Source organism: Pseudomonas fulva NBRC 16637 = DSM 17717 (assembly GCF_000730565.1).
In the GTDB taxonomy this organism is placed as follows: domain Bacteria; phylum Pseudomonadota; class Gammaproteobacteria; order Pseudomonadales; family Pseudomonadaceae; genus Aquipseudomonas; species Aquipseudomonas fulva.
Map to the genome: position 1 here is coordinate 110,738 of NZ_BBIQ01000002.1, position 26,803 is coordinate 137,540.

Here is a 26,803-nt window from a genome sequence, read left to right on the forward strand (position 1 = left end):
TATGCGACAAAACGCCGCGTGATAAGCCGGACATGTTAATACCCCGACCGCGCAAGTGCCAACGCGGGTATCAATCGAGGAACCCGCGCCAGCGTCACCTGGCTGTGATCACAAAAACCAGCGGTACTCCCGAGCACTGATCTCCTGCATAAACGCCAAGTGGTCCTGGCGCTTGTTCTCGCAATACACCCTGACGAATTCGGCCCCCAAGCCTTCGATAACCGCAGGCGCGTGCTGCATGGCCGTTACTGCGCTTAGCATGTCCTTGGGAAAGTCGATGCCGCTGGAGCGGTCTTCGTTCAATGGTGCGATAGGGTCCTGCGCGGCGTCGAGGCCCTGTTCCAGACCGCACAGGATGGCGGCCAGCACCAGGTAGGGGTTGGCATCGGCGCCGGCCAGGCGATGTTCGATGCGCAGGTTGCGGGCATCGGATTCTGGAATGCGAATACAGGCATCGCGGTCTTCGTATCCCCAGCTGGCCCGGCTGGCGGCGTTGACCATGGCGCCATAACGGCGGAAGGCATTGTGGTTGGCGGCGAAGATCGGCATGCACTGAGGCAGCAGAGACAGGCATCCGGCTACCGCCTGGCGCAGCGGACGCTGGCCATCGGCGGCCAGCAGGTTGTTGCCCCCCTCCTCATACAGGCTGACATGCACATGCATGCCGCTGCCGGGCGCATGCAAGTAAGGTTTGCTCATGAACGAGGCGCGGTGGCCGTGCTTGCGTGCGACACCGCGCGTACTACGGCTGAACAACGCCGCCCAGTCTGCCGCTTGCAGCCCATCGTTGCAGTGTCCGAAGTTGATCTCGAACTGGCCTGGCCCCAGCTCGGCGGTGATGACGTTAGCATCCACGCCTTGCACATTGGCTGTGGCAACCATGTCATGCAGTACCTCTGCGAAGCGGCTCAAGCGCTCGATGTGCAAGTTGGGCTGGTCGTCTTCATCGGCGCTCAGAGGATAGCGGGGAAACTGTGGCAGGCCCGCTGTGAGCGCGCGGTCGAACAGGTAGAACTCCAGCTCGAACGCCACGACTGGATGAATGCCGCGGCGTGCCAGGCGTTGCAGAACCCGCGCCAGCACCTCTCGGGGTTCGAACGCAATGGGGGCTGGCGTTGCGTCGCTGCTGATCAGCATCTGCCCCAAGGGGTGCGCTTCCCATGTGACAGGCTTCAACGTGCCGGGCACCAGCCGGCGCAGGGCGTCAGGGTCGCCGTCGTTGAAGCAGTAGTCGCCGATCTGGAACAGGCCACCTTGGGTGCCAAGGAGCACTGCGTTCTGGGGCAGTTTGAGCGGGCTGCCGGCGGCGACCTTCTCAAGCATGTCGATCGGGTAGCGCTTGCCGTAAAAGTGGCCTGGGATGTCGAGGCTGATAAGGTCGACATGGCGCACGCCGGGATACTGGGCACGAAAGGCGCGAACCTCAGCGAGTACGTCCGGGAAGCTCGTTTGGGCAGGCGTGCGTTCCAAGTCCGGGCTCATGGGCAACTCCACAGGCGAATAGATCCAGGGAAATGTAGCAGAGGCCGCCCAATCCGCCCGCTGTAGCCTGCATCCATAGGCTCAGGTGGACTTCTTCCTCGGTTGCCTGGCTTTACCTGCGCCACCTTTGGCACCTGCTGCCTTGCCTGAACTTGACCGGACCTTGCCGCCGCTTCTGCGCTTTTTCTTCCAGGGCGGGGCTGCGCCCGCCGCCGGGCCGGTAATGGTCATGCGCAGGCCGCTGCAACGTTCTACCAGCTTGCCCATCCAGGCCGATTGCCGGGCCACGAATTCTTCCAGACTCATGTCGCCGCTTTGCACCATGTCCAGTGCCTGCTCCCAGATGGCAGTGGTGCCGGGGTCGGCGATAGCACGGGGGACGGCGTCTATCAGGCTGAAGGCAGCAGGCGTTGCCGCTAGCGCCTTGCCGTTCTTGACCAGGTAGCCCCGGTCCAGCAGGCCCTGGATGATGCTGGCACGGGTGGCTTCGGTACCGATCCCAGTGGTTTCCTTGAGCTTTTGTTTGAGCCGAGGGTCGTCCACCAGCTTGGCCACGTTCTTCATGGCCTTGATCAGGTCGCCTTCGGTAAAGTGCTTGGGGGGTTGGGTCCACAGGTCTTTGAGCTGGACATCCTGGACCGAGCACGCTTGGCCTTCGCGCAACACCGGGAGTACCTGGGGCGGCGCGGCTTCGCGACCCTTGGCCGGCGTCAAGGCCTCCGGCAGGGCGCGACGCCAGCCCGGCTCGACGATCTGCTTGCCCACGGCGCGCAAGGCATGGCCTGCGCAGTCGAAGTCTGCCTGGGTGCGGTCGTACTCATGGTGAGGTAGAAACTGCGCCAGGTAGCGCGCGCGGATCAGGGTATACACCGACTTGTGCTTGGCCGGCAGGCGCCCTGGGTCGCTGGCGGCGACCGTCGGTATGATGCCATGGTGGGCACTGACCTTGGCATCGTTCCAGGCGCGTGAACGGCGCTGGGGTTGCAGATGAGGTTGCAAGGGCGCCAGGCTGGCATCAGCCCGCTGTAGCGCCGCAAGAATGGCGGGCGCTTCCCCATGCTGGCTCATCGGCAGGTAACCGCAGTCGCTGCGCGGGTAGGTAATCAGCTTGTGAGTCTCGTACAGCGCCTGGGCGATATCCAGGGTTTCCTGGGCGCCGAGGCCGAACTTCTTCGAGCACAGCTCTTGCAGAGTACCGAGGTCAAAGGGCAGGGGCGCGGCTTCGCGCACCCGTTCCGTTGCGACTTTCACGGCCTGGGCAACGCCGGCCTGCTCGATGGCAGCGGCCGCTTGCTGCGCCAACGCCTGGTTAAGGCACCGACCCTGGTCGTCGCAGACGTCCTCCGGCGCCCGCCACTGGGCCATGAACGCCTGGTTGGCATGACTTAGACGCACGTCGATGGCCCAGAAGGGCACGGGCACGAACTGTGCGATGCTGCGGTCTCGATCTACCACCAGGCGCAGGGTCGGCGTTTGCACGCGACCCACCGGCAGCACGCCCTGATAGCCGGACTGACGACCGAGCAGGGTGAACAGCCGGCTCATGTTCATCCCGATCAGCCAGTCGGCACGTGAACGGCCCAGCGCCGAGTGATAAAGGTTGAAGGTCTCATGCCCCGGCAGCAGGCGGGCCAGGGCCTTGCGAATCGACGCATCATCGAGCGCTGACAACCACAGGCGTTGCACCGGGCCACGGTAGCGACAGTGTTCGACCAGCTCGCGGGCAATCATTTCGCCTTCGCGGTCGGCATCGGTCGCGATGATCAGCTCGCGGGCCTCTCCCAGCAGGCGCTTGACCGCCTTGTACTGGCTGGCGGTCTTGGGTTTGACCAGCATTTTCCATTGTTGCGGGATAATCGGCAGGTCGGCCAGGTTCCAGCGCTTGTAGCGCTCGTCATAGCTGTCGGGTGGGGCCGTTTCCAGCAGGTGGCCAATGCACCAGGTCACGCACACGTCGGTGCCTTGCCAACAGCCATCGCCTTTGCGATTGGCGCCGAGCACTTTGGCGATGTCTTTTGCCTGGGAGGGTTTTTCACACAGAAACAGCCGCATGACCATTGACGCTTCATCGATGGAGATGAGCGCTAGGATGCGGGTGCGCAACGAAGTAGGCAAGTTTTATGTGGATGGATGTACAGTGCGAGGCGTATCCGGATGTGCCGGTGATGTGAGCCGGCACAGGATCGGTACGTTAGCAGCGCGATTGAATACGGCTAACGGTCAGCCTGTCGCCGGCAAGCCGGCGCCTGAAGGGGACGTGTACGCGCGTGAGCTTGAACCGCTCCTGTGGGGACAAGAGCGGCGGTCGCGCCGGCATGCCGGGGTCAGATGCGAACAGGCCTGGCACGCTTCAAGAAGGCAAGTGCGACTCGCGCACCATGTCTACGTGAGGGATGCCGGCCTCGAGGAACTCTTCGCTGACCACTTTGAAACCCAGCCGCTCGTAGAACGGTGTGGCGTGCACCTGCGCGCTGAGGCGTTGAGGCTTAAGGTCACGGGCCTGCGCTTCGGCGATGACGGCATTGACCAGTGCGTCGCCCACTTTCAGGCCGCGCCAGTCCTTGAGCACCGAGATTCGGCCGATGGTGCCATCGGCGAGCAAGCGTGCGGTGCCGATCGGGTAGTCGCCCTCCAGTGCCAGGAAGTGCAAGGCATCCTGGTCTTCGGAGTCGAATTCCAGTTCGACCGGTATGTGCTGCTCGGCGACGAACACTGCCTCACGGATGCGGCGAATGTCGGCGTTGTCCTTGACCCAATCGGCCAGGCGCACCCGAATCTTATTCATCGGCAAAACCCAGGCTACCTTGCTTGACCAACTGCTGGATCAGCATCAATGCATCTTCATCCTGCAGCCACTGGCCGAGGTTCTCGCTGTGCAGGGCGTCGGCAGCGCACACCAGCTTGAGCAGGTCGCGCAGCTTTCCAGGCAGCGGGCAGCTACGGCCGCTGGCAAAGAGCAGCAGGTCGCTGTCGAACTCGGACCAGGCCATGCGGGCGCTCGGGTTGCGGATCAGGATGGCGCCCTGCTGCAAGGCGTTGAGCAGCTCCTGCTCGGACAACTCCTCGCCAACGATCTGCTCGGGGTAACGCGGCTCGGTCATGAACTGGCCGAACCAGGTCAACAGCAGATCCTTGTCACCCATGTGCTTGTCCAGCAGCGCCTTGAGGCGGTCCAGGGCATCATGCTGGATCTGATGAGGGTCGCTGACTGGCTGTGCATCGGCGTCGCTGTAGCGCTCTTCGTCCGGCAGGAACTGGCCGAGGAAGTCGGTGAAGTGAGTGAGCACTTCGGCGGCGCTCGGTGCGCGGAAACCGACCGAGTAGGTGAGGCAGTCGTCCACGGCAACGCCATAGTGAGCCAGGCGCGGCGGCAGGTAAAGCATGTCGCCAGGCTCCAGGGTCCACTCGTCACTTTGCTCGAAATCGGCCAGGATGCGCAGGTCGCTGTGCTCGAGCAGGGCGCTGTCGCTGTCGCACATCTGCCCGATCTTCCAGTTACGCTGCCCTTGGCCTTGCAGCAGGAACACGTCGTAGTTGTCGAAGTGCGGGCCCACGCTACCGCCTGGGGTAGCGAAGCTGATCATGACGTCGTCGATACGCCAGCTGGGCAGGAAGCGGAAGTTTTCCAGCAACTCTGCCACTTCCGGCACGAACTGGTCGACGGCTTGTACCAGCAACGTCCAGTCTTTTTCCGGCAGCTCGGCAAACGTGTCCTCGTTGAACGGACCGCGGCGCATTTCCCACGGGTGTGCGCCGTGCTCGAGCACGATACGGGACTCGACTTCCTCTTCCAGCGCCAGACCAGCCAGCTCGTCCGGATCGATGGGGCTGATGAAATCGGGGAATGCCTGGCGCACCAGCAGCGGCTTTTTCTGCCAGTAGTCGCGCATGAATTCACGGGCTGTAATGCCGCCCAGCAGCTGCAGTGGAGTATCAGGATTCATCTTCAACCTATTGAAAAAACGTAATTTTCAGACGGGAATAAAAACGCCCGGCCAGGCCGGGCGTTGGGCGCAGAGCGCGCGTTAGACGCGTTTGGCCTGCGCAGCCGCGTTACCGATGTAGGTAGCGGGCGTGAGTTGCTTGAGTTCGGCCTTGGCTTCGGCGGGCATGTCCAGCCCATCGATGAAGCTCAGCAGAGCATCCGGGGTGATGCCCTTGCCGCGGGTCAGCTCCTTGAGCTTCTCGTAGGGGTTCTCGATGTTGAATCGACGCATCACGGTCTGGATCGGCTCGGCCAGCACTTCCCAGCAGGCATCCAGGTCGGCCGCGATACGGGCGTGGTTCACTTCGAGCTTGCCGATGCCTTTGAGGCTGGCTTCATACGCGATGACGCTGTGGGCAAAGCCCACGCCCAGGTTGCGCAGCACGGTGGAGTCGGTCAGGTCACGCTGCCAGCGCGAAACCGGCAGCTTGCTGGCCAGGTGCTGGAACAGGGCGTTGGCGATGCCCAGGTTGCCTTCGGAGTTTTCGAAGTCGATGGGGTTGACCTTGTGCGGCATGGTCGAGGAGCCGATTTCGCCGGCAACGGTCTTCTGCTTGAAGTAGCCCAGCGAAATGTAGCCCCACACGTCCCGATCGAAATCGATGAGGATGGTGTTGAAGCGCGCGATGGCGTCGAACAGCTCGGCAATGTAGTCGTGCGGCTCGATCTGAGTCGTGTAGGGGTTGAACTGCAAGCCCAGCTCGTCTTCGATGAAGGCGCGGGCGTTCTGCTCCCAATCGATCTGCGAATAGGCCGACAGGTGGGCGTTGTAGTTGCCCACGGCGCCGTTGATCTTGCCCAGCAGCGGCACGGCAGCGACTTGGGCGATCTGGCGTTCCAGACGGTACACGACGTTGGCCAGCTCCTTGCCGAGGGTAGTCGGGGAGGCAGGCTGACCATGGGTGCGCGAGAGCATCGGCACATCGGCATGGGCGTGGGCCAGGGCGCGAATGGCGTCGGCGATCTGACGCATCAGCGGCAACAGCACCTCGTCACGACCGGCGCGCAGCATCAGGGCGTGGGACAGGTTGTTGATGTCCTCGCTGGTGCAGGCGAAGTGGATGAATTCGCTGACCTTGGCCAGCTCAGGCAGCTGGGCGGCCTGCTCCTTGAGGAGGTATTCGATCGCCTTGACGTCGTGGTTGGTGGTGCGCTCGATTTCTTTGACGCGCTCGGCGTGCTCGAGCTTGAAATCGGTGGCCAGGTTGTCCAGCAGCGCGTTGGCTTCGGCGGAAAACGCCGGCACTTCGCTGATCTGCGGGTGGGCGGCCAGGCGCTGCAACCAGCGCACTTCGACCAGGGCGCGGAAACGGATCAGGCCGAATTCGCTGAAGATGGGGCGCAAGGCCTGGGTTTTGCCGGCGTAACGGCCGTCTACAGGGGAAACCGCAGTGAGCGAAGAAAGCTGCATGGGGTGTTCTCGGACAGTCAGGCTTTTGGAGGGCGCATATCATACATTAAAAATGCGCTGGAGTCGGGGGGCTGACCAAAGGTTGCTTCAATCTGCTCGGTTTGCTGAGCGGGCGCTGCACCGATCTGGTGGCGGAGCAACGCCATTGACTGCTCTCTGTCAGCTCGCGTCGGGGCTGCCGTGCAGCCCGTCGGGGCACAAGGCCCCTCCTGCAAGGAGTGTGGTCAGCCAGGCGCGTTCGCGTCTGTGCGCCCGAATGTGTGAGGCTGGGTTTCAGGGCGCTGTGCGCATCATGTCGTACAGCTCGTTGAGCAATTTGCGTCGGCTGAACACCAGCTGCCAGCGGTGCCCACCGAGCTGGCGCCATAGCCGTGCAGCGCGGATACCGGCCAGCAGCAGGGCGCGGATCTTGGAGGCGTTGTTGGGCTGCTGCAGGAAGCGCATGTCGCCGTGCACCTGGATGCGCTGACGCAAGGTGCTCAAGGTGTCCTGGTACAGCGCGCCGCTCGACGCGATGACGTTCTCGTGCACCAGGCCGAAGTGATCGGCCTGGGACTGGATCTGCGGCAGGCGGTTACCGATGGTCTCGAGCAGGTCGCCGCGCTTGTTCAGCTGCCGTTCCAGGCCCAGCATCGACAAGGCATAACGCAAAGGCTCGCGCTGCAGGCTGCTGGGGTCGCGCTCCAATGCCCCGACCAGCGCGCGGTAACCGTCGCGCAAGTTCAGGTCATTGCCACCGAAGACCTCCAGCGTATCCTTGGGATCACGCACCAGCAGGCTGCCCAGCATGCAGCCGATATCAGCTTCGCTGGCCTGCCCGGTACGGGCGATACGGTCCACCAGCACGGCTGCCTGGAATACGCCGCCCAGCGCGATCAACTGTTCCTGCACGCGGTTCACGAGCGTGGGCTCCACGGCTCGGCTGCTTCGATCACGCCACCGCCCAGGCACACCTCGCCGTCATAGAACACCACCGACTGGCCAGGGGTAACTGCGCGCTGCGGCTCGTCGAAGACGGCCCGATAACCGGTGGCCGTACGGTGCAGGGTGCACTGCTGGTCGTGTTGTCGGTAGCGAACCTTGGCAGTGAGCTGGCGCGGGCTATCGAGGTCGACCGGGTTCACCCAGAAGATTTCGGAGGCCAGCAGGGCGCGGGAGAACAACCAGGGGTGTTCATTGCCCTGGCCGACCACGAGCACATTGCGCGTCAGGTCCTTGTGCAGCACGTACCAAGGCTCGTCCCCAGCATCCTTCAGGCCGCCGATACCCAGGCCCTGGCGCTGGCCGATGGTGTGGTACATGAGGCCATGATGGCGACCGATCACTTCACCGTCGGTGGTTTCGATGTCGCCGGGTTGGGCCGGCAGGTATTGCTTGAGGAAGTCGCTGAAACGTCGCTCACCGATAAAGCAGATGCCGGTGGAGTCTTTCTTCTTGGCCGTGGCCAGGCCGTGTTTCTCGGCAATGGCGCGCACCTCGGGTTTTTCCAGCTCGCCCACCGGGAACAAGGTGCGGGCAATTTCCTTGCCGCCCACGGCATGTAGGAAATAGCTCTGGTCCTTGTTCGGGTCCAGGCCTTTGAGCAGCTGGGTCAGTTCGGCGGTGTCGCGGCGGCGAACATAGTGACCGGTGGCGATCAGGTCGGCGCCCAGGGACAGGGCATAGTCCAGGAAGGCCTTGAACTTGATCTCGCGGTTGCAGAGGATGTCGGGGTTCGGGGTACGGCCGGCCTTGTATTCCTCAAGGAAGTGCTCGAACACGTTGTCCCAGTACTCGGCCGCGAAATTGGCGGTGTGCAGGGTGATGCCGATGCGGTCGCAAACAGCTTGGGCATCTGCCAGGTCTTCACGGGCCGTGCAGTATTCGGTGCCGTCGTCCTCTTCCCAGTTCTTCATGAACAGCCCTTCCACCTGGTAACCCTGCTCCATGAGCAGGAGGGCGGAGACGGAAGAGTCCACGCCGCCGGACATGCCGACGATGACGCGGGTCTTGGCGGGGTCTTTGAGTGCTGGGCTGGTCATGGTTACCGATGTAGATCAAGAGGAAAAACGCCGATACTACCAAACCCGCGGCGGCGCGTCAGTCGCGCAGCAGGTCAAGGCTGTGCAGCGGGCCCTGCAGGTAGTCGTCAAGGCAGCGAGGCACCAGTTCGCTGCGCCAGCGCGCCGGATCGGCGAGCAGCTCGTCACGCGTCAGCCACAAGGCGCGCTCGATATCGCTGTCCAGGGGGCTGTCGACGCGATGCCGGACAGGGCGGGCGGCAAAGCAGATGCGCTGGTAGGTCACGCCGTTGCTCGGCGCCGTATACAGGTAAATACCCACCAGCCCGGTCAGCTCCACCTCCCAGGCCGTTTCTTCCAGGGTTTCACGCAGCGCCGCCTGGGCCAGGGTTTCATTGGGTTCGAGGTGGCCGGCAGGTTGGTTGAAGACGTGTCGCCCGGCCTTGAACTCTTCGACGAACAGAAACCTGCCGTTGTCTTCGACAACGGTGGCGACGGTGATATGAGGGTGCCAGGTCATGCAGTGCTCCAGGGTGAGCGAGTTGGCCGTTGTGCGGCCCAGAAAGCACGAACCCCGGTGCGTGGCCGGGGTTCGTGGGTTACGTCAAGCGAGCCTTACAGGGCGGCGATGGCGCTGTTCAGGGTCTGGCTTGGGCGCATGACCTTGGCCGTCAGGTCGGCGTCAGGGGCATAGTAGCCACCAATGTCCACTGGCTTGCCTTGGACAGCGTTGAGTTCGGCAACGATTTTTTCTTCGTTGTCGCTCAAGGCCTTGGCCAGAGGGGCAAAGCGAGCTTTCAGGGCTGCATCGTCGTCCTGGGCGGCCAGTGCTTGTGCCCAATACAGGGTCAGGTAGAAATGGCTGCCGCGGTTGTCGATGCCGCCGACCTTGCGCGAAGGCGACTTGTTGGTGTCCAGGAACTTGCCGGTTGCCTGGTCCAGCGTCTGGGCCAGCACCTTGGCGCGTGGGTTCTCGTAGGTGTTGCCCAAGTGCTCCAGGGAAGCGGCCAGGGCCAGGAATTCACCCAGCGAGTCCCAGCGCAGGAAGTTCTCTTCTACCAACTGCTGCACGTGCTTGGGGGCCGAGCCGCCAGCGCCGGTTTCGAACAGGCCACCGCCATTCATCAGCGGCACGATCGACAGCATCTTGGCGCTGGTGCCCAGTTCCATGATCGGGAACAGGTCGGTGAGGTAGTCGCGCAGCACGTTGCCGGTCACCGAGATGGTGTCCTTGCCTTCGCGGATGCGAGCCAGGGAGAACTTGATGGCCTCGACCGGGGACATGATGCGGATATCGAGGCCGGACGTGTCGTGGTCCTTGAGGTAGGTCTGCACCTTCTCGATCATGGCGCTGTCGTGGGCGCGAGCCGGGTCCAGCCAGAACACGGCCGGGGTATCGCTCAGGCGGGCGCGGTTGACGGCCAGCTTGACCCAGTCCTGGATGGGTGCATCCTTGACCTGGCACATGCGGAAGATGTCACCTGCTTCGACCTTCTGTTCCAGCACCAGGTTGCCCTTGGTGTCGACAACGCGCACGACGCCATCGGTCTTGATCTGGAAAGTCTTGTCGTGGGAGCCGTATTCCTCGGCTTTCTGCGCCATCAGGCCAACGTTCGGCACGCTGCCCATGGTGGTCGGGTCGAAGGCGCCATTGGCCTTGCAGTCTTCGATGGTGGCCTGGTAGATGCCAGCGTAGCAGCGGTCCGGGATGATCGCCTTGGCGTCCTGCAGCTCGCCGGCGCTGTTCCACATCTTGCCCGAATCACGAATCATGGCCGGCATCGAGGCGTCGACGATCACATCGCTCGGCACGTGCAGGTTGGTGATGCCTTTATCGGAGTTGACCATCGCCAGGGCAGGGCGCTCGGCGTACAAGGCCTGGATGTCCGCTTCGATTTCGGCTTGCTTCTCGGCGGGCAGGTCCTTGATGCGGGCGTACAGGTCGCCGATGCCGTTGTTGGCATTGAAGCCTACTTCGGCCAGGGCAGCCGCGTGCTTGGCTAGTACATCGTTATAGAATTCTTCGACGATGACGCCGAACATGATCGGGTCGGAAACCTTCATCATGGTCGCTTTGAGGTGCACCGACATCAGCACGCCCGATGCCTTGGCGTCGGCGATCTGCTCGGCGACGAAGGCCTTGAGGGCCTTGCGGCTCATGGTGGCGCAGTCGATGATTTCAGCTGCCTTGACGGCGGTTTTCTCTTTCAGGACGGTGGTGGTGCCGTCGGCGCCGACCAGCTCGATGCGCAGGCTGTCGTCAGCCTCGATCAGTGCAGCCTTCTCGCTGCCGTAGAAGTCGCCCTGGCTCATGTGAGCCACGTGCGACTTGGAGTCGGCCGCCCAGGCGCCCATCTTGTGAGGGTGCTTGCGTGCGTAGTTCTTGACCGACAGCGGTGCGCGGCGGTCGGAGTTGCCTTCGCGCAGGACCGGGTTCACGGCCGAACCCTTGATGCGGTCGTAGCGGGCGCGCGATTCCTTTTCCTCGGCGGTGGCCGGTTCGTCGGCGTAGTCCGGGATGTTGAAGCCCTTGCCTTGCAGCTCCTTGATCGCGGCCTTGAGCTGCGGTACCGAGGCGCTGATGTTCGGCAGCTTGATGATGTTGGCTTCAGGGGTGGTGGCCAGTTGGCCCAGTTCCGCCAGGTGATCGCCTACCTGTTTTTCTGCGCCGAGTTGCTCCGGGAAGGCTGCAAGGATACGGCCTGCCAGGGAGATGTCGCGGGTTTCGACGGCAATGTCAGCGCAAGCGGTGAAGGCTTCGATGATCGGCAGCAGCGAGTAGGTGGCGAGGGCAGGAGCTTCGTCGGTGAAGGTATAGATGATCTTGGAACGGGTGGGCATGCGGGCTAACTCTCTGTGTGCTGAGCGTGCTCGAGTCTCGTGGTGCACCGGGTAGGCACACCGCCCTGGCAGCGCCATGGGCGGAAAGTCGAGAGGCTGCGAGCTGTGATGGTGGATGCATCAGTCGAGCGTCAAGTGCCGAGCTGCGGTAACAACCCGGGCTTAGTGGCCTGAGATGGCCTGGGACGGTCCGCATTTTCCTAGGGATCGCCCCGGTGACCCTGCGGTCGCGGGGCAGTATATCAAACCAATCAGCCTAATCATCAAGACTGAGTGATATCGGCCCATTTATAAGACCAAAGACGTAGCGACAATGTGACCGGTTGTCGCATGCGGCAGCCTCGCGGGTCGTGCAGAAGCGGAGGGAAGTCTTGATAACAGAGTTGTAACTTCATGCGTACAGATAGGCCGCACGCTGGTGGTCGACACGCGTGCGATCCTTCAAGGATGGACGTACCGGCGTCACGCACTCACAGTGGTGGCCAGTGTCGAGTCAGGTAGCAGCGCCTGGGCAGCCTCTTGGGTGCGGATATTGACAGCGTGCAGGCCTTTGGGGCCTTGAATGACATCGAAATGAACTGCCTGTCCCGCCTTGAGGGTCTTGTAGCCGTCCATCTGGATAGCGGAAAAGTGGGCGAAGAGGTCTTCGCTCTTGCCATCCTCGACCACGAACCCATACCCTTTGGCGTTGTTGAACCACTTGACTTTACCGTTTGCCATCCCTATGTCCCTCTGCAAGGACTCCATCACTGGAGTATCATCCACATCATCCGCCAATGAGCCTTCGAAAAAATCGGGCTGGTTGCGCGGATCTTTATTGACCACGGTGTGTTCCTATTGGTTGTAACACCGTTTTGCCGATAGTCAAGGTCATGCAGCGGCCAGGCCGTATCGCTTGCTGCAGGGTCAACCCATAACCTTATCCTGTCGATGTGATGAAATTCTTTCCATGCATGCACACAGCCAGATTCGACTAACATTCAATCAGGATCGCCCTCAATCCAACGAGGACGATGGCGCTGGTCTGGCGGTTCAGGAAGCCAAGCCGATCCTGCAGGCGCCACCTATGTACAAGGTGGTTTTGTTCAACGATGACTACACGCCGATGGATTTCGTCGTCGAAGTGCTCGAAACGTTCTTCAATCTGAACCGCGAGCTGGCGACCAAGATCATGCTGACCGTCCATACCGAGGGGCGGGCAGTATGCGGATTGTTTACCCGCGACATCGCCGAAACGAAGGCCATGCAGGTCAACCAATACGCCAGGGAAAGCCAGCATCCGCTACTCTGTGAAATCGAGAAGGACGGTTAATCGCCGACCACTTGGGTATGAGGTGAAGCTATGTTAAACCGCGAGCTCGAAGTCACCCTCAATCTTGCCTTCAAGGAGGCCCGTTCGAAGCGTCATGAGTTCATGACGGTCGAGCATCTGCTGCTGGCTCTCCTTGACAATGAGGCTGCCGCGACCGTTCTGCGCGCCTGTGGCGCCAATCTCGACAAGCTCAAGCATGATCTGCAAGAGTTCATCGATTCTACGACCCCTTTGATTCCCGTCAGCGACGAAGACCGCGAGACTCAGCCGACCCTGGGCTTCCAGCGTGTGCTGCAGCGTGCCGTGTTCCATGTTCAGAGCTCCGGCAAGCGCGAGGTTACCGGTGCCAATGTGCTGGTGGCGATCTTCAGCGAACAGGAAAGCCAGGCGGTGTTCCTGCTCAAGCAGCAGAGCGTGGCCCGCATCGATGTGGTCAATTACATTGCCCACGGCATCTCCAAGGTGCCCGGCCATGGGCCGCATTCAGACAGCGATCAGGAAATGCCGGACGATGAGGGCGGTGAAACCACCTCTTCGAGCAATCCATTGGACGCCTACGCCAGCAACCTCAACGAGTTGGCCCGTGCCGGGCGTATCGACCCGTTGGTTGGGCGCGAGCAGGAAGTCGAGCGCGTGGCACAGATCCTCGCCCGTCGCCGCAAGAACAATCCCCTGCTGGTAGGTGAGGCCGGCGTGGGTAAAACAGCCATTGCCGAAGGTTTGGCCAAGCGCATCGTCGACGGTCAGGTGCCCGATCTGCTGGCCCAGAGCGTGGTCTATTCACTCGACCTGGGTGCTTTGCTGGCCGGTACCAAATACCGCGGCGACTTCGAGAAGCGCTTCAAGGCGCTGCTCGGTGAACTGCGCAAGCGGCCACAGGCCATCCTGTTCATCGACGAAATCCATACCATCATTGGTGCCGGCGCAGCGTCTGGCGGTGTCATGGATGCCTCCAACCTGCTCAAGCCATTGTTGTCGTCGGGCGAAATACGCTGCATCGGTTCCACGACGTTCCAGGAGTTTCGTGGCATCTTCGAGAAGGACCGGGCGCTGGCGCGGCGCTTCCAGAAGGTCGATGTGAGCGAGCCTTCCGTGGAGGACACCGTCGGTATCCTGCGCGGCCTCAAAGGGCGCTTCGAAAGCCATCACAACATCGAGTACAGCGACGAGGCGCTGCGTGCAGCGGCAGAGCTGGCCTCGCGCTACATCAATGACCGGCACATGCCCGACAAGGCCATCGACGTCATCGACGAAGCCGGCGCCTACCAGCGCCTGCAGCCTGAGGCCAATCGCGTTAAGCGAATCGACGTGCCTCAGGTCGAGGACATCGTCGCCAAGATCGCCCGTATTCCACCCAAGCATGTCAGCAGTTCCGACAAGGAGCTGTTGCGTAACCTGGAGCGGGATCTGAAGCTGACCGTGTTCGGTCAGGACGCGGCCATCGACTCGCTGGCGACCGCCATCAAGCTGTCGCGCGCAGGGCTCAAGTCGCCTGACAAGCCTGTCGGTTCGTTCCTGTTCGCCGGCCCTACCGGCGTGGGCAAGACCGAGGCAGCGCGTCAGTTGGCCAAGGCGCTGGGTGTCGAGTTGGTGCGTTTCGACATGTCCGAATACATGGAGCGTCACACCGTGTCGCGCCTGATCGGTGCGCCGCCTGGCTACGTCGGGTTCGACCAGGGCGGTCTGTTGACCGAAGCCATCACCAAGCAGCCGCACTGCGTGTTGCTGCTCGATGAGATCGAGAAGGCCCACCCGGAAGTCTTCAACCTGCTGTTGCAGGTCATGGACCACGGGACCTTGACCGACAACAACGGGCGCAAGGCCGACTTCCGCAACGTGATCCTGATCATGACCACCAACGCGGGCGCTGAAACCGCTGCGCGAGCGTCCATCGGCTTTACCCACCAGGACCATGCGTCCGATGCCATGGAAGTTATCCGCAAGAGCTTCACGCCGGAGTTCCGCAACCGCCTGGATACCATCATCCAGTTCGGCCGTCTGAGCACCGAGACCATCAAGAGTATCGTCGACAAGTTCCTCATCGAACTGCAGGCGCAACTTGAGGACAAGCGTGTGCTTCTGGAGGTCAGCGACGCGGCACGTGGCTGGCTGGCGGTGTCGGGCTACGACGTGCAGATGGGTGCGCGGCCGATGGGTCGACTGATTCAGGACAAGATCAAGCGGCCTCTGGCCGAGGAGATTTTGTTCGGCGAATTGGCCGAGCACGGCGGGGTGGTGCACGTGGACCTGCGCGATGGCGAACTGGTCTTCGACTACGAGACCACTGCCGAAGTGGCGTAAGCCTCGGGGGCCGCAATGCGGCCCCTTCCTGACCCAGGCAGGCACAAAAAAGCCCGGCAGATGCCGGGCTTTTTCATGGCTGGAGCTTAGCGCGCACGGTACGTGATGCGGCCCTTGCTCAGGTCATACGGCGTCAGCTCGACGCGAACCTTGTCGCCAGTGAGAATACGGATGTAGTTCTTGCGCATCTTTCCAGAGATGTGCGCGGTTACGACGTGCCCGTTTTCCAACTCCACGCGGAACATGGTGTTGGGCAGGGTGTCGACGACAGTGCCTTCCATTTCGAAGCTGTCTTCTTTCGACATGCAGTAGAGCCCTCGGATCCAGTGTTGGCCCGACGCATAACCGCACCGGGCAAAAAAGTGGCGTGGATTATGCCCGAAAACTGTGTGTCAAGCCAATGCTTTCAGTTGAGGGCAACCCAACGCTGGTTTATCAACAACTCGATAGGCCGATACTGCGTCTTGTAGTTCATTTTCTTGCAGTTCTTGATCCAGTAGCCAAGATACACGCCGTCCAGATCGAGCCGCAACGCCTCGCCGATCTGCCAGAGGATGGCAAACCTGCCCAGGCTGCGGCGCTCCTCATCAGGCTCGTAGAAGGTGTACACGGCAGACAGGCCATTGGGCAGCAAGTCGCAGACGGCGACTGCCAGCAGTCGCCCGCTGGCGCGAAATTCGTAGAACCAGCAGAACGGCAATTGGCGCACCAGAAACGTGGAGAACTGATCACGGCTGGGTGGATACATGTCTCCATCGGCATGACGTGCCTCGATGTAGCGCCGGTACAGGTCGAAATACTCTTCCTTGAAGGCAGGGCGTGCAGCCGTCACCGTCACATCGGCGTTGCGCTTGAGAATCCGACGCTGCTGCCGGCTGGGCACAAACCGTGCTGGCGGTATGCGCGCAGGCACGCATGCATTGCAGTTCTGGCAATGAGGGCGATAAAGGTGATCGCCACTGCGGCGAAACCCCATCTCCGACAGGTCGGCGTACACGTTCACGTCCATGGGCTGGCTGGGGTCCAGGAACAACGTGGTGGCCTGCTCGTCGGGGAGGTAACTGCAGGAGTGGGGTTGAGTGGCATAAAACTTCAACCGCGCCAGCTCTGTCATGATCAACCCCTTCGGTGAGACTTTGCCTAAGTGTAAGCCAGGTGTGAAAAACGCGCCTAGCAAACCCATGTGGCGGTGTTGGGCTGATCGAGGTGGCGGGCCAGGTAGCCTGCGAATTCGCGGCGACTGATGGCGTGAGCGCCCAGGCTTTGCAGGTGATCGGTCGGCATCTGGCAGTCGATCAGCACGAAGCCGGCTGCTTCCAGGTGTCGGACCAACGTCACGAAGCCCACCTTCGAGGCATTGTCCGCGCGACTGAACATGGATTCCCCGAAAAACAGCTGCCCCATGGCCAGGCCATACAGGCCGCCGACCAGTTCACCGTCCTGACGAACTTCGACCGAATGGGCAATGCCGCGCGCGTGCAGTTCGCAGTAGGCCATGCGCATGGGGTCGGTGATCCAGGTGCCGTTTGTATAATCGCGCGGCGCCGCGCAGGCTGCGATCACCGCGGCGAAGTCGGTGTCGAAGCTGACCTGGTAGCGGCCTTGGCGCATCCACTTGGCCAAGGAGCGCGACACGTGCAATCGGGCAGGCACCAGCACGGTGCGCGGGTCGGGCGACCACCACAGGATCGGCTGGCCATCCTGGTACCACGGGAAGCAGCCATGGCGGTAAGCCTGAACAAGCCGTTCGGGCGTCAGGTCGCCGCCTGCGGCGAGTAGGCCGTTGGGCTCTTGCAGGGCGCGGTCCAGCGCAGGGAAGGTCAAGGAATCGCGTTTCAGCCAGGTCAACATGGTCGGTCATGCGGTAGGGGAGGGGAGTGGCCAGCATGGCGCGATGGGGAAATGGGGTCAATCGCTTCACGGCCGCAGGTGGGCGATACGTGATCGCCCACTCCACAAGCAATCGGGTTGCTTCCGCTGAATGGCGGGCCTGGGCAGGGCCGGTGTAGGCAGTGTCCCGCAGCCATTCAGGCAATTTCGGATACATTGCAGCTACGGCCGGCACCATCAGCCACATTTGCTGTCACACCTGTGCAAAAACACAGCATAAGCCTTTGTCACAGAAGACAATGCGTGCTCAAATTGCAGCTATTGGAAAGTCGCCCCCGGCCAGATCCCCAGACGGCGTGCCGCCATGGCGGCTGGCGGGCAGTAATGTTAAAAGTAGTGATCCGTTGGCTTCGGCCCTGGCCGATCACTATTGGACGCGCACCATGCGCAGGAATAGACGCGTTTTGAAGAAATCCACCGCAACCCCAGCTCCCTTGCCCGTGCCCCTGTGGCGGCAGCAGCTGCACTATCGCCTCAAGGAGGGTGCGCTGATCGCTGTCGGCGCCCTGTGCCTGTACCTGTGGATGGCGCTGCTGACCTACGACACCTCGGACCCGGCCTTCAGCCACACCGCCACCGTCGACCAGGTGCAGAATGCCGCCGGGCGAGCCGGTGCCTATTTCGCCGATATCCTGTTCATGGTGCTGGGCTACTTCGCCTACATCTTCCCATTGCTGCTGGCGATCAAGACCTGGCAGATTTTCCGTCAGCGCCACCAGTCCTGGGACTGGAGCGGCTGGTTGTTCTCCTGGCGATTGATAGGCCTGATATTCCTGGTGCTGTCCGGGGCTGCGCTGGCCCATATCCACTTTCATCCGCCGGCAAGCATCCCGTTCTCGGCCGGCGGCGCCCTGGGCGAAAGCCTGGGCGATCTGGCTCGCAACTTCCTGAACGTGCAGGGCAGCACCCTGATGTTCATTGCCCTGTTCCTGTTCGGGCTGACGGTGTTCACCGACCTGTCGTGGTTCAAGGTCATGGACATGACCGGCAAGATCACGCTGGATCTGCTGGAACTGGTGCAGGGCGCGGCCTCGCGCTGGTGGGAGGCGCGTAACGAACGCAAGCGCCTGGAAGCGCAGCTGCGCGAGGATGAGCCCGTCGTCAAGGCCAAGCCTGTGGCGCCCGAACCACGTGAGCCGGCCAAGCCTGCTCTGCGCGAGCGCTTGTTCAAGCGCGAGCCTGCGTCTGCTCAGCCCGAGCCTCGCGAGCCGACCCTGGGCGGTGAGCCTGTGACGATGCGCGACTCGGTCGCGCGTGAACCGGTTGCGCGTGACCCAGGGGTGCAGCGTGAACCTGTGATCACACGCGAACCGGCAGCGGCGCGGCCTTCGGCGCCTGCGCCTGTAGCCGCCCCGGCCCTGATCTCCAATATCGTGCCACCGTCGGCCGCCAAGGCGCCTGAGCCAGTCAAGCGCATTGCCAGAGAAACCCCGGCGCCGCAATTCATCGACAGCGCAGTGGAAGGCACCTTGCCGCCGATTTCCATCCTGGACCCGGCTGAACAGAAAAAAATCGAGTATTCCCCCGAGTCCCTGGCGGGCGTTGGTCAATTGCTGGAAATCAAGCTCAAGGAGTTTGGTGTCGAAGTGGCGGTGGATTCCATTCACCCAGGGCCTGTGATCACCCGGTACGAAATCCAGCCGGCTGCCGGTGTCAAAGTGAGCCGTATCGCCAACCTTGCCAAGGACCTGGCGCGTTCGCTGGCCGTGACCAGCGTGCGGGTGGTCGAGGTGATTCCGGGCAAGACCACTGTGGGTATCGAGATTCCCAACGAAAACCGCCAGATGGTGCGTTTCTCCGAAGTGCTCGCCACCCCGCAATACGACGAACAGAAGTCGCCGGTCACCCTGGCCCTGGGCCACGATATCGGCGGCAAGCCGGTCATCACCGACCTTGCAAAGATGCCGCACTTGCTGGTGGCGGGTACGACCGGCTCGGGTAAGTCGGTGGGCGTGAACGCGATGATTCTGTCGATCCTGTTCAAATCCAGCCCCGAAGACGCGCGCCTGATCATGATCGACCCGAAAATGCTCGAGCTGTCGATCTACGAAGGCATCCCACACTTGTTGTGCCCCGTGGTCACCGACATGAAGGACGCGGCCAATGCCCTGCGCTGGAGCGTGGCGGAAATGGAGCGGCGCTACAAATTGATGGCCGCCATGGGCGTGCGCAACCTGGCGGGCTTCAACCGCAAGGTCAAGGATGCCCAGGAAGCCGGCGAAATCATTCACGACCCGCTGTATCGCCGCGAAAGCATGGAGGATGAGCCGCCTGCCCTGAAGACGCTGCCGACCATCGTGGTAGTGGTGGACGAATTCGCCGACATGATGATGATCGTCGGCAAGAAGGTCGAGGAACTGATCGCGCGCATCGCGCAGAAGGCGCGGGCTGCCGGTATTCACTTGATCCTGGCGACCCAGCGACCGTCGGTGGATGTGATCACCGGTCTGATCAAGGCCAACATCCCGACGCGCATGGCGTTCCAGGTGTCGAGCAAGATCGACTCGCGTACCATCATCGACCAGGGCGGTGCCGAGCAACTGCTGGGCCACGGTGACATGCTGTACATGCCGCCTGGCACCAGCCTGCCGATTCGGGTCCATGGCGCATTCGTGTCCGATGACGAAGTGCACCGGGTGGTCGAGGCGTGGAAGCAGCGCGGTGCCCCTGACTACAACGACGACATCCTCAACGGTGTCGAAGAAGCCGGCAGCGGCTTTGAAGGTAGCAGTGGCGGTGGCGATGGCGACGATTCCGAAAGCGATGCACTGTACGACGAAGCCGTACAGTTCGTGCTCGAGAGCCGCCGCGCGTCCATTTCGGCCGTACAACGCAAGCTAAAGATCGGCTACAACCGGGCGGCCCGCATGATCGAAGCCATGGAAATGGCTGGCGTGGTGACTCCGATGAACAGCAACGGCTCGCGGGAAGTGATCGCCCCGGGCGGCCCGCGCGATTGATATCACCCTGCCGGGCGCCAACGGTGGTGTCCGGCCCCTTCAACGCTTAATGAGGATTCCCATGCGCGCTATTCGCATGCTGTTGGTTTCGGCCCTTGCCCTGGGCCCGGTCTCGGCGTTCGCCGGCGAGCAGGATGTCCAGCGCCTGACCCAGTTGCTGGAAAAGTCGCAGACCATCGAAGCCAATTTCTCCCAGCTGACCCTGGATGCAGGCGGCACCAGCCTGCAGGAAACCACCGGCAAGATGACGGTCAAGCGCCCAGGCCTGTTCTACTGGCACACCAATGCGCCCCAGGAGCAGGTGGTGGTATCGGACGGTAAGAACGTCACCCTGTGGGACCCTGACCTTGAGCAGGCCACCGTCAAGAAACTCGACGTGCGTCTGAACCAGACGCCGGCGCTGCTGCTTTCCGGTGATGTGTCGAAGATCAGCCAAAGCTTCGATATCGTCTCCCGTGAGCAGGGCGATGTGATGGACTTTACCCTCAAGCCCAAGACCAAGGACACGCTGTTCGACTCGCTGCGTGTATCGTTCCGCAAGGGCCTGATCAATGACATGCAGCTGATCGACAGCGTTGGCCAGCGCACCAACATCCTGTTCAATGGGGTCAAGGCCAACCAGACGGTAGCGGACAGCACCTTCAAGTTCGACATCCCCAAAGGTGCGGACGTCATCAAGGAGTAACCAGAGCCAGTCATGGACCTGTTTAGAAGCGAACCTGTCGCCCAGCCCCTGGCCGCCCGTCTGCGCCCGTCCAACCTGGACGAGTATGTCGGCCAGGAGCACCTGCTTGCCCGCGGTAAACCGCTGCGTGAAGCACTGGAGCAGGGTGCGCTGCACTCCATGATCTTCTGGGGCCCGCCGGGGGTTGGCAAGACGACCCTGGCGCGGCTGCTGGCGCAATTTTGCGACGCGCATTTCGAAACGGTGTCGGCGGTACTGGCCGGCGTGAAGGAAATCCGCCAGGCGGTGGAAGTGGCCAAGCAGCAGGCCGGCCAGTACGGGCGCCGTACCATCCTGTTCGTCGACGAAGTGCACCGGTTCAACAAGTCTCAGCAGGATGCCTTCCTGCCCTTCGTGGAAGACGGCACCTTGCTGTTCATCGGTGCTACCACCGAAAACCCGTCTTTTGAATTGAACAACGCGCTGTTGTCACGGGCGCGTGTCTACGTGCTCAAGAGCCTGGACGAGCCCGCGCTGCGCAAGCTGGTGGACCGCGCCCTGACCGAGGAGCGGGGGCTTGGCAAACGCAACCTGCGCGTTGGCGACAAGGCCTTCGACATGCTGAGGGCCGCCGCCGATGGTGACGGGCGACGCATGCTCAATTTCCTGGAGAATGCCGCTGACCTGGCCGAAGACGGCAGTGAAATCGACGTTGATCTGCTGCAAAGCCTGCTTGGAGACAGCCGTCGCCGGTTCGACAAGGGCGGGGAGGCGTTCTATGACCAGATATCAGCGCTGCATAAATCCGTGCGGGGTTCGGACCCTGACGCGGCGCTCTACTGGTTTGCACGCATGCTCGATGGCGGCTGCGACCCCCTCTACATTGCGCGCCGGGTCGTGCGCATGGCCAGTGAGGACATCGGCAACGCCGACCCCCGCGCCTTGAGCCTGTGCCTGGCAGCATGGGACGTGCAGGAGCGGCTGGGCAGCCCCGAAGGTGAACTGGCAGTGGCACAGGCCATTACCTACATCGCTTGCGCTCCGAAGAGCAATGCCGTTTACATGGGCTTCAAGACCGCCCTGCGCGAAGCGGCGGAGCACGGTTCGCTGGAGGTGCCGCTGCACTTGCGCAACGCGCCGACCAAGCTCATGAAACAGCTGGGTTACGGCGATGAGTACCGCTATGCCCACGACGAACCGGATGCCTACGCAGCCGGTGAAGACTACTTTCCGGAGGCGCTGGAGCCGCGCCAGTATTACCAACCGGTGCCGCGCGGGCTCGAGCTCAAGATTGGCGAAAAGCTCCGGCACCTGGCCGAGCTTGATCGCAGCAGTCCGCGACAGCGGAGAAAACCATGATTACGCTGATCGCCGCCGTCAGTGCCGGTGGTATCGCCGGTACCCTGTTGCGCTTTGCCGCAGGCAATTGGGTCGTCGCGCACTGGCCGCGACACTTCTATATAGGTACGCTTGCCGTCAACTTGGTGGGCTGCTTGTTGATCGGCCTGCTGTACGGCCTGTTCCTGCACAAACCCATGGTCCCGGCGGAGTTGCGGGCGGGTTTGATCGTGGGTTTTCTGGGCGGCCTGACCACGTTTTCCTCATTTTCGCTGGACACCGTACGCTTGCTGGAAAGCGGGCAGGTGCCTCTGGCGTTGGGTTATTCGGCCATCAGCGTCGTGGGCGGGCTGCTCGCGACCTGGGCGGGATTGTCCCTCACTCGATTCTGACCAACACCTACACATAACGAGAGAACGATATGCTCGATTCCAAACTGTTACGCGGCCAACTTCAGGAAGTGGCGGATCGCCTGGCCTCCCGTGGCTTTAGCCTGGATGTCGCGCGCATCGAATCACTGGAAGAGCGCCGCAAGGCGGTACAGACCCGTACCGAGCAACTGCAGGCCGAGCGTAATGCCCGTTCCAAATCCATCGGCCAGGCCAAAGCCAAGGGCGAAGACATTGCACCGCTGATGGCGGATGTGGAACGCATGGCCAATGAGCTGGCCGCCGGCAAAACCGAGCTCGACGGTATCCAGGCAGAGCTGGACAGCATCGTGCTGACCATCCCCAACCTGCCCGATGCCAGTGTGCCGGTCGGTGCCAGCGAAGACGAGAACGTCGAAGTGCGTCGCTGGGGCACCCCCAAGGCGTTCGATTTTGAAATCAAGGACCACGTCGCCCTGGGCGAAATCAGCGGTGGTCTGGACTTCGAGGCGGCGGCCAAGCTGTCTGGCGCGCGTTTTGCCGTGCTGCGCGGCCCGATTGCACGCCTGCACCGCGCACTGGCGCAGTTCATGATCAACCTGCACACCGGTGAGCACGGCTACGAGGAGCACTACACCCCGTATCTGGTGCAGGCGCCAGCCCTTCAGGGCACCGGCCAGCTGCCCAAGTTCGAGGAAGACCTGTTCAAGATCACCCGCGAAGGCGAGGCGGACTTCTACCTGATCCCGACCGCCGAGGTGTCGCTGACCAACCTGGTGGCTGGGGAAATTCTCGACGCCAAGCAACTGCCGCTCAAGTTCGTGGCGCACACACCGTGCTTCCGCAGTGAAGCCGGTGCCTCGGGCCGAGACACCCGCGGCATGATCCGCCAGCACCAGTTCGACAAGGTCGAGATGGTGCAGGTGGTGGAGCCCGGCAAGTCGATGGAAGCGCTCGAAGGCCTGACGGCCAATGCCGAGCGTGTGCTGCAACTGCTCGAGCTGCCGTACCGTGTGTTGGCCCTGTGCACCGGTGACATGGGCTTTAGCGCCGTCAAGACGTTTGACCTGGAAGTGTGGGTGCCCAGCCAGGACAAATACCGCGAGATCAGCTCGTGCTCCAACTGCGGCGACTTCCAGGCCCGCCGCATGCAAGCGCGCTGGCGCAACCCGGAAACCGGAAAGCCGGAGCTGGTGCACACCCTGAACGGCTCCGGTCTGGCCGTGGGCCGCACGCTGGTCGCGGTGCTGGAAAACTACCAGCAAGCCGACGGTTCGATCCGGGTCCCCGAAGTGCTCAAGCCCTACATGGGCGGCGTTGAGGTGATCCGCTAAATGGACTACCTGCCGCTGTTCCACAAGCTGCAGGGCGCCTTGGTGCTGGTGGTTGGTGGTGGCGAGATCGCATTGCGCAAGGCGCGTCTGCTGGCCGATGCTGGCGCCGCGCTGCGCGTGGTGGCCCCGGAAATCGATGGCCAGCTGGCCAGCATGGCGCGCGAAGGCGGTGGCCAGGTCCTGGTGCGCGGTTACCAGCCGGGGGACCTCACAGGTTGCCGGCTGGTGATCGCCGCCACGGACGATCCTGGGCTCAATGCCCAGGTTTCGGCCGATGCCCAGGCCCTGAGTTTGCCGGTCAACGTGGTCGATGCGCCGGCGCTGTGCACGGTCATCTTCCCGGCCATCGTCGACCGCTCGCCTTTGGTGATAGCCGTGTCCAGCGGGGGCGATGCACCGGTCCTGGCACGCTTGATTCGGGCCAAGCTCGAAGCCTGGATTCCTGCTGCCTACGGTGAATTGGCCGGGTTGGCGGCGCGTTTCCGACACACCGTCAAGTCGTTGTACCCGGATGTGAACCAGCGCCGGGGTTTCTGGGAGACCGTCTTTCAGGGGCCGATTGCCGAACGCCAGCTGGCCGGGCAGGGCGCAGAGGCCGAGCGGTTGTTGCAGGCGATGGTCGATGGCGCGCCGGTGCAGCAGGGCGGCGAAGTCTACCTGGTCGGTGCCGGCCCGGGTGACCCGGACTTGCTGACCTTCCGCGCGCTACGGTTGATGCAGCAGGCCGATGTGGTGCTGTACGACCGCCTGGTAGCGCCTGCGATCATCGACATGTGCCGTCGGGATGCCGAGCGCATTTATGTGGGCAAGCGTCGTGCAGAGCATGCCGTTCCCCAGGACCAGATCAACCGGTTATTGGTGGACCTTGCCCAGCAGGGCAAGCGGGTGCTGCGCCTGAAGGGTGGTGATCCGTTCATTTTCGGCCGTGGCGGCGAGGAGATCGAGGAGCTGGCCGAGCACAATATCCCGTTTCAAGTCGTGCCGGGCATCACCGCTGCCAGTGGTTGTGCCGCTTACGGCGGCATCCCGCTGACCCACCGCGATCATGCCCAGTCGGTGCGCTTTGTCACTGGGCACCTGAAGGACGGTAGCAGCAACTTGCCTTGGGACGACCTGGTCGCGCCTGCCCAGACGCTGGTGTTCTACATGGGCCTAGTCGGCTTGCCGACTATCTGCGAAGAACTTATCCGCCATGGGCGGGCAGCGAGCACCCCGGCCGCCTTGATCCAACAAGGCACGACGCGCAACCAGCGTGTGTTCACCGGCACCCTGGCCGACTTGCCCGCCCTGGTCGCACGCCACGAAGTGCATGCGCCTACCTTGGTGATCGTGGGTGAGGTGGTGCAGCTGCGTGAAAAGCTGGCGTGGTTCGAGGGGGCACAGCACGGTTGACAGTCTGCGGACGCTTTGGGGATGAGCGAGGCAGTTGTCCCTAACATCCGCAAGCTTGCAGATCGAGTCCACCCCCCCACCTGTGGGAGCGCCCCGGCAAAGCCGCTCCCACAGAGGCTGCGTGAATACGGACAACCGTGGCCTAGAACAATGGCACGGTATAGCTGACGGTCACCCGGTTCTGATCCTGTGCCCACTCGCTGGGCAATCCACTGCGTAGCATGCCGTTGCGCCAGCTCAAGCCCAGCCCCTTCAGCGCACCGTCCTGCACCACATAGTCCAGGGCGATGTCACGTTCCCACTCCTTTTCATCACCACCGGCAGTGGTGCGGATGTGCGTGCCCTTGAGGTAGGTGAGCGAGGCAATCAGGCCAGGCATGCCCAATGCCGCAAAGTTGTAGCTGTATTGGCCGAAGGTGGTGCGTTCACCTGCACGGGTGAAACTGGTCACCAGCCGGTCGGTGAACAGATACAGGCTCGAGCCCGCTGCGCCTTCGCCCGTATTGCCCTGGTTGATCTGCACGAAGTTGCCACTGTCCGAGACCCGCTGATGGCCAAGCAACACCGAGTGGCCACCAATGGCGTAAGTGAACATGGCACTCCAGGTATCATTGTCGATCTTGCCTGGGGTGTCGCCCAGGCCGGTGACGCGATACCCCGCCGCGCGCCCGCTGGCCGAGTCGTTGCGTCCATCGGCGTCGGTCTTGAAGTAGCGCAGGTCGGTGGTCAGTGACTGGTTGTCGCTCAGGGCCCAGGTGTGCACGAGCCCCGCAAAATGCTGGACGTAGTAATCCTCCAGCTGGGCGCCGTAATATTGCAGCTTCAAGGCGGGGGTGAGCTGGTAATCAGCCCCGGCAAACACAAACGCATTACTCTCGCGTGTACCGCCTGCCACGGCCAGGCCTGAGCGGTTGGTCGAGCCACGGCCGGTGGTGTGCTCCAGGCGACCCCCGGTCAGGGTCAGGCCATCGATTTCTTTGGAGGTGACGATCCCGCCTTCGAAGGTCTGTGGCAGCAAGCGCCCATCGTTGGCCACCAGAATCGGCAGTTTCGGTTGCAGCGTACCGTAGCGTGCCTCGGTCTGCGAAAAACGGACCTTGCCGGTCAAGCCCAGGCGACTCCATTCGTCCACCGCGCTGCCATCGCTGGCATCCGGGATCATCGAACTGCCTCGGTGATTGCCTGCACCGCCATCCAGGCGTAGGCCCAGCAAGCCGAGGGCGTCAACGCCAAACCCCACGGTGCCGTCGGTGAAACCCGACTTGTAGTCGAGCATGAAACCCTGCGCCCATTCGGCCGTCTTGCTTTGGCCGGCAGGGCCGGGGCGGTCGCGGTAATCGTTGTTGAAGTAGTAGTTGCGCAGGTGCAGGTTGGCTTTGCCGTCCTCGATGAAGGCCGCCTTGGCAGCCGGAACGGCCAAGGTGGTCAAGGTGAGTAGGTACAGGGGCACGTAGGGCGTTCTTGTCATTGTTTTCTTCCTGAGGGTGATAGGCGCCCAGGGAGCGGGCGCAAAGGGTGCTGCAGG

22 protein-coding genes are annotated in these 26,803 nt (G+C 62.4%); 8 read left to right on the forward strand and 14 right to left on the reverse strand.

Translation table 11 applies throughout. The annotated features are described in order from the left end of the window. Positions 1-108: 108 nt before the first annotated feature. The 10 genes from PFU01S_RS02995 to cspD all read right to left on the reverse strand — a co-directional run bounded on the left by PFU01S_RS02995 (position 109) and on the right by cspD (position 12,439). Positions 109-1,482, reverse strand: a complete 1,374-nt coding sequence (locus PFU01S_RS02995) for a glutamine synthetase family protein (RefSeq protein WP_033736555.1) — start codon at positions 1,480-1,482, stop codon at positions 109-111. 81 nt (positions 1,483-1,563) lie between these two features. Further along, complete coding sequence (locus PFU01S_RS03000) at positions 1,564-3,534, reverse strand: DNA topoisomerase III (RefSeq protein WP_028686538.1); 1,971 nt, start codon at positions 3,532-3,534, stop codon at positions 1,564-1,566. Between the two features lie 298 nt (positions 3,535-3,832). Continuing rightward, entirely contained in the window at positions 3,833-4,267 is a 435-nt protein-coding gene (locus PFU01S_RS03005; RefSeq protein ID WP_027916195.1) for a GNAT family N-acetyltransferase, read from the reverse strand. Next, positions 4,260-5,426, reverse strand: a complete 1,167-nt coding sequence (locus PFU01S_RS03010) for a ribosomal protein uL16 3-hydroxylase (protein WP_028686537.1) — start codon at positions 5,424-5,426, stop codon at positions 4,260-4,262. The genes PFU01S_RS03005 and PFU01S_RS03010 overlap by 8 nt, the downstream gene beginning before the upstream one ends. 81 nt (positions 5,427-5,507) lie before the next feature. Next, positions 5,508-6,878, reverse strand: a complete 1,371-nt coding sequence (gene purB / locus PFU01S_RS03015; RefSeq protein ID WP_023534849.1) for an adenylosuccinate lyase — start codon at positions 6,876-6,878, stop codon at positions 5,508-5,510. 273 nt (positions 6,879-7,151) lie between these two features. Next, positions 7,152-7,778 (reverse strand): high frequency lysogenization protein HflD, encoded by a 627-nt coding sequence (gene hflD / locus PFU01S_RS03020; RefSeq protein ID WP_028686536.1) that lies wholly within the window; start codon positions 7,776-7,778, stop codon positions 7,152-7,154. After that, entirely contained in the window at positions 7,775-8,899 is a 1,125-nt protein-coding gene (mnmA, locus tag PFU01S_RS03025; protein WP_028686535.1) for a tRNA 2-thiouridine(34) synthase MnmA, read from the reverse strand. The genes hflD and mnmA overlap by 4 nt, the downstream gene beginning before the upstream one ends. Before the next feature lie 58 nt (positions 8,900-8,957). Beyond that, positions 8,958-9,398 (reverse strand): NUDIX hydrolase, encoded by a 441-nt coding sequence (locus tag PFU01S_RS03030; protein WP_027916190.1) that lies wholly within the window; start codon positions 9,396-9,398, stop codon positions 8,958-8,960. Positions 9,399-9,493: 95 nt separating this feature from the next. Continuing rightward, positions 9,494-11,719: an NADP-dependent isocitrate dehydrogenase gene (locus PFU01S_RS03035; protein ID WP_027916189.1), complete on the reverse strand. Its 2,226-nt coding sequence runs from the start codon at positions 11,717-11,719 to the stop codon at positions 9,494-9,496. Positions 11,720-12,181: 462 nt separating this feature from the next. After that, positions 12,182-12,439, reverse strand: a complete 258-nt coding sequence (cspD, locus tag PFU01S_RS03040; protein WP_088523364.1) for a cold shock domain-containing protein CspD — start codon at positions 12,437-12,439, stop codon at positions 12,182-12,184. A 229-nt stretch (positions 12,440-12,668) separates the two neighbouring features. On the opposite strand from cspD, the gene clpS reads away from it, so the two are divergent. Together clpS and clpA are read left to right on the forward strand one after the other, a co-directional pair. Then, a complete protein-coding gene (gene clpS, locus PFU01S_RS03045; protein ID WP_023534830.1) occupies positions 12,669-13,031 on the forward strand; it encodes an ATP-dependent Clp protease adapter ClpS in 363 nt (120 codons plus the stop codon). 30 nt (positions 13,032-13,061) lie between these two features. After that, positions 13,062-15,332 (forward strand): ATP-dependent Clp protease ATP-binding subunit ClpA, encoded by a 2,271-nt coding sequence (gene clpA, locus PFU01S_RS03050; protein WP_023534842.1) that lies wholly within the window; start codon positions 13,062-13,064, stop codon positions 15,330-15,332. A gap of 86 nt (positions 15,333-15,418) precedes the next feature. Here clpA and infA read toward each other — a convergent pair whose 3' ends face one another. The 3 genes from infA to aat all read right to left on the reverse strand — a co-directional run bounded on the left by infA (position 15,419) and on the right by aat (position 17,183). Continuing rightward, positions 15,419-15,637, reverse strand: a complete 219-nt coding sequence (gene infA / locus PFU01S_RS03055) for a translation initiation factor IF-1 (protein ID WP_002553999.1) — start codon at positions 15,635-15,637, stop codon at positions 15,419-15,421. A gap of 101 nt (positions 15,638-15,738) precedes the next feature. Then, the gene (locus PFU01S_RS03060) at positions 15,739-16,446 is read right to left on the reverse strand and encodes an arginyltransferase (RefSeq protein ID WP_027916187.1); all 708 of its coding nucleotides are present in this window, start codon (positions 16,444-16,446) and stop codon (positions 15,739-15,741) included. A gap of 56 nt (positions 16,447-16,502) precedes the next feature. Further along, on the reverse strand, positions 16,503-17,183 hold the full coding sequence (gene aat / locus PFU01S_RS03065; RefSeq protein WP_027916186.1) for a leucyl/phenylalanyl-tRNA--protein transferase: 681 nt from the start codon (positions 17,181-17,183) through the stop codon (positions 16,503-16,505). A gap of 443 nt (positions 17,184-17,626) precedes the next feature. On the opposite strand from aat, the gene PFU01S_RS03070 reads away from it, so the two are divergent. The 6 genes from PFU01S_RS03070 to cysG all read left to right on the forward strand — a co-directional run bounded on the left by PFU01S_RS03070 (position 17,627) and on the right by cysG (position 25,278). Further along, positions 17,627-20,182, forward strand: coding sequence for a DNA translocase FtsK (locus PFU01S_RS03070; RefSeq protein ID WP_174435398.1), 2,556 nt, complete (start codon positions 17,627-17,629; stop codon positions 20,180-20,182). A 61-nt stretch (positions 20,183-20,243) separates the two neighbouring features. Continuing rightward, positions 20,244-20,867, forward strand: a complete 624-nt coding sequence (lolA, locus tag PFU01S_RS03075; protein ID WP_027916184.1) for an outer membrane lipoprotein periplasmic chaperone LolA — start codon at positions 20,244-20,246, stop codon at positions 20,865-20,867. A gap of 12 nt (positions 20,868-20,879) precedes the next feature. Further along, positions 20,880-22,205: a replication-associated recombination protein A gene (locus PFU01S_RS03080; RefSeq protein WP_027916183.1), complete on the forward strand. Its 1,326-nt coding sequence runs from the start codon at positions 20,880-20,882 to the stop codon at positions 22,203-22,205. Then, positions 22,202-22,576: a fluoride efflux transporter CrcB gene (gene crcB, locus PFU01S_RS03085; RefSeq protein ID WP_027916182.1), complete on the forward strand. Its 375-nt coding sequence runs from the start codon at positions 22,202-22,204 to the stop codon at positions 22,574-22,576. Before PFU01S_RS03080 ends, crcB begins: the two co-directional genes overlap by 4 nt. A gap of 29 nt (positions 22,577-22,605) precedes the next feature. Beyond that, positions 22,606-23,886: a serine--tRNA ligase gene (serS, locus tag PFU01S_RS03090; RefSeq protein WP_027916181.1), complete on the forward strand. Its 1,281-nt coding sequence runs from the start codon at positions 22,606-22,608 to the stop codon at positions 23,884-23,886. Beyond that, entirely contained in the window at positions 23,887-25,278 is a 1,392-nt protein-coding gene (gene cysG, locus PFU01S_RS03095; RefSeq protein ID WP_028686533.1) for a siroheme synthase CysG, read from the forward strand. 142 nt (positions 25,279-25,420) lie between these two features. Here the strand turns inward: cysG and PFU01S_RS03100 are convergent, their stop codons facing one another. Next, entirely contained in the window at positions 25,421-26,746 is a 1,326-nt protein-coding gene (locus tag PFU01S_RS03100; protein ID WP_027916179.1) for an OprD family porin, read from the reverse strand. Between the last annotated feature and the right edge of the window lie 57 nt (positions 26,747-26,803).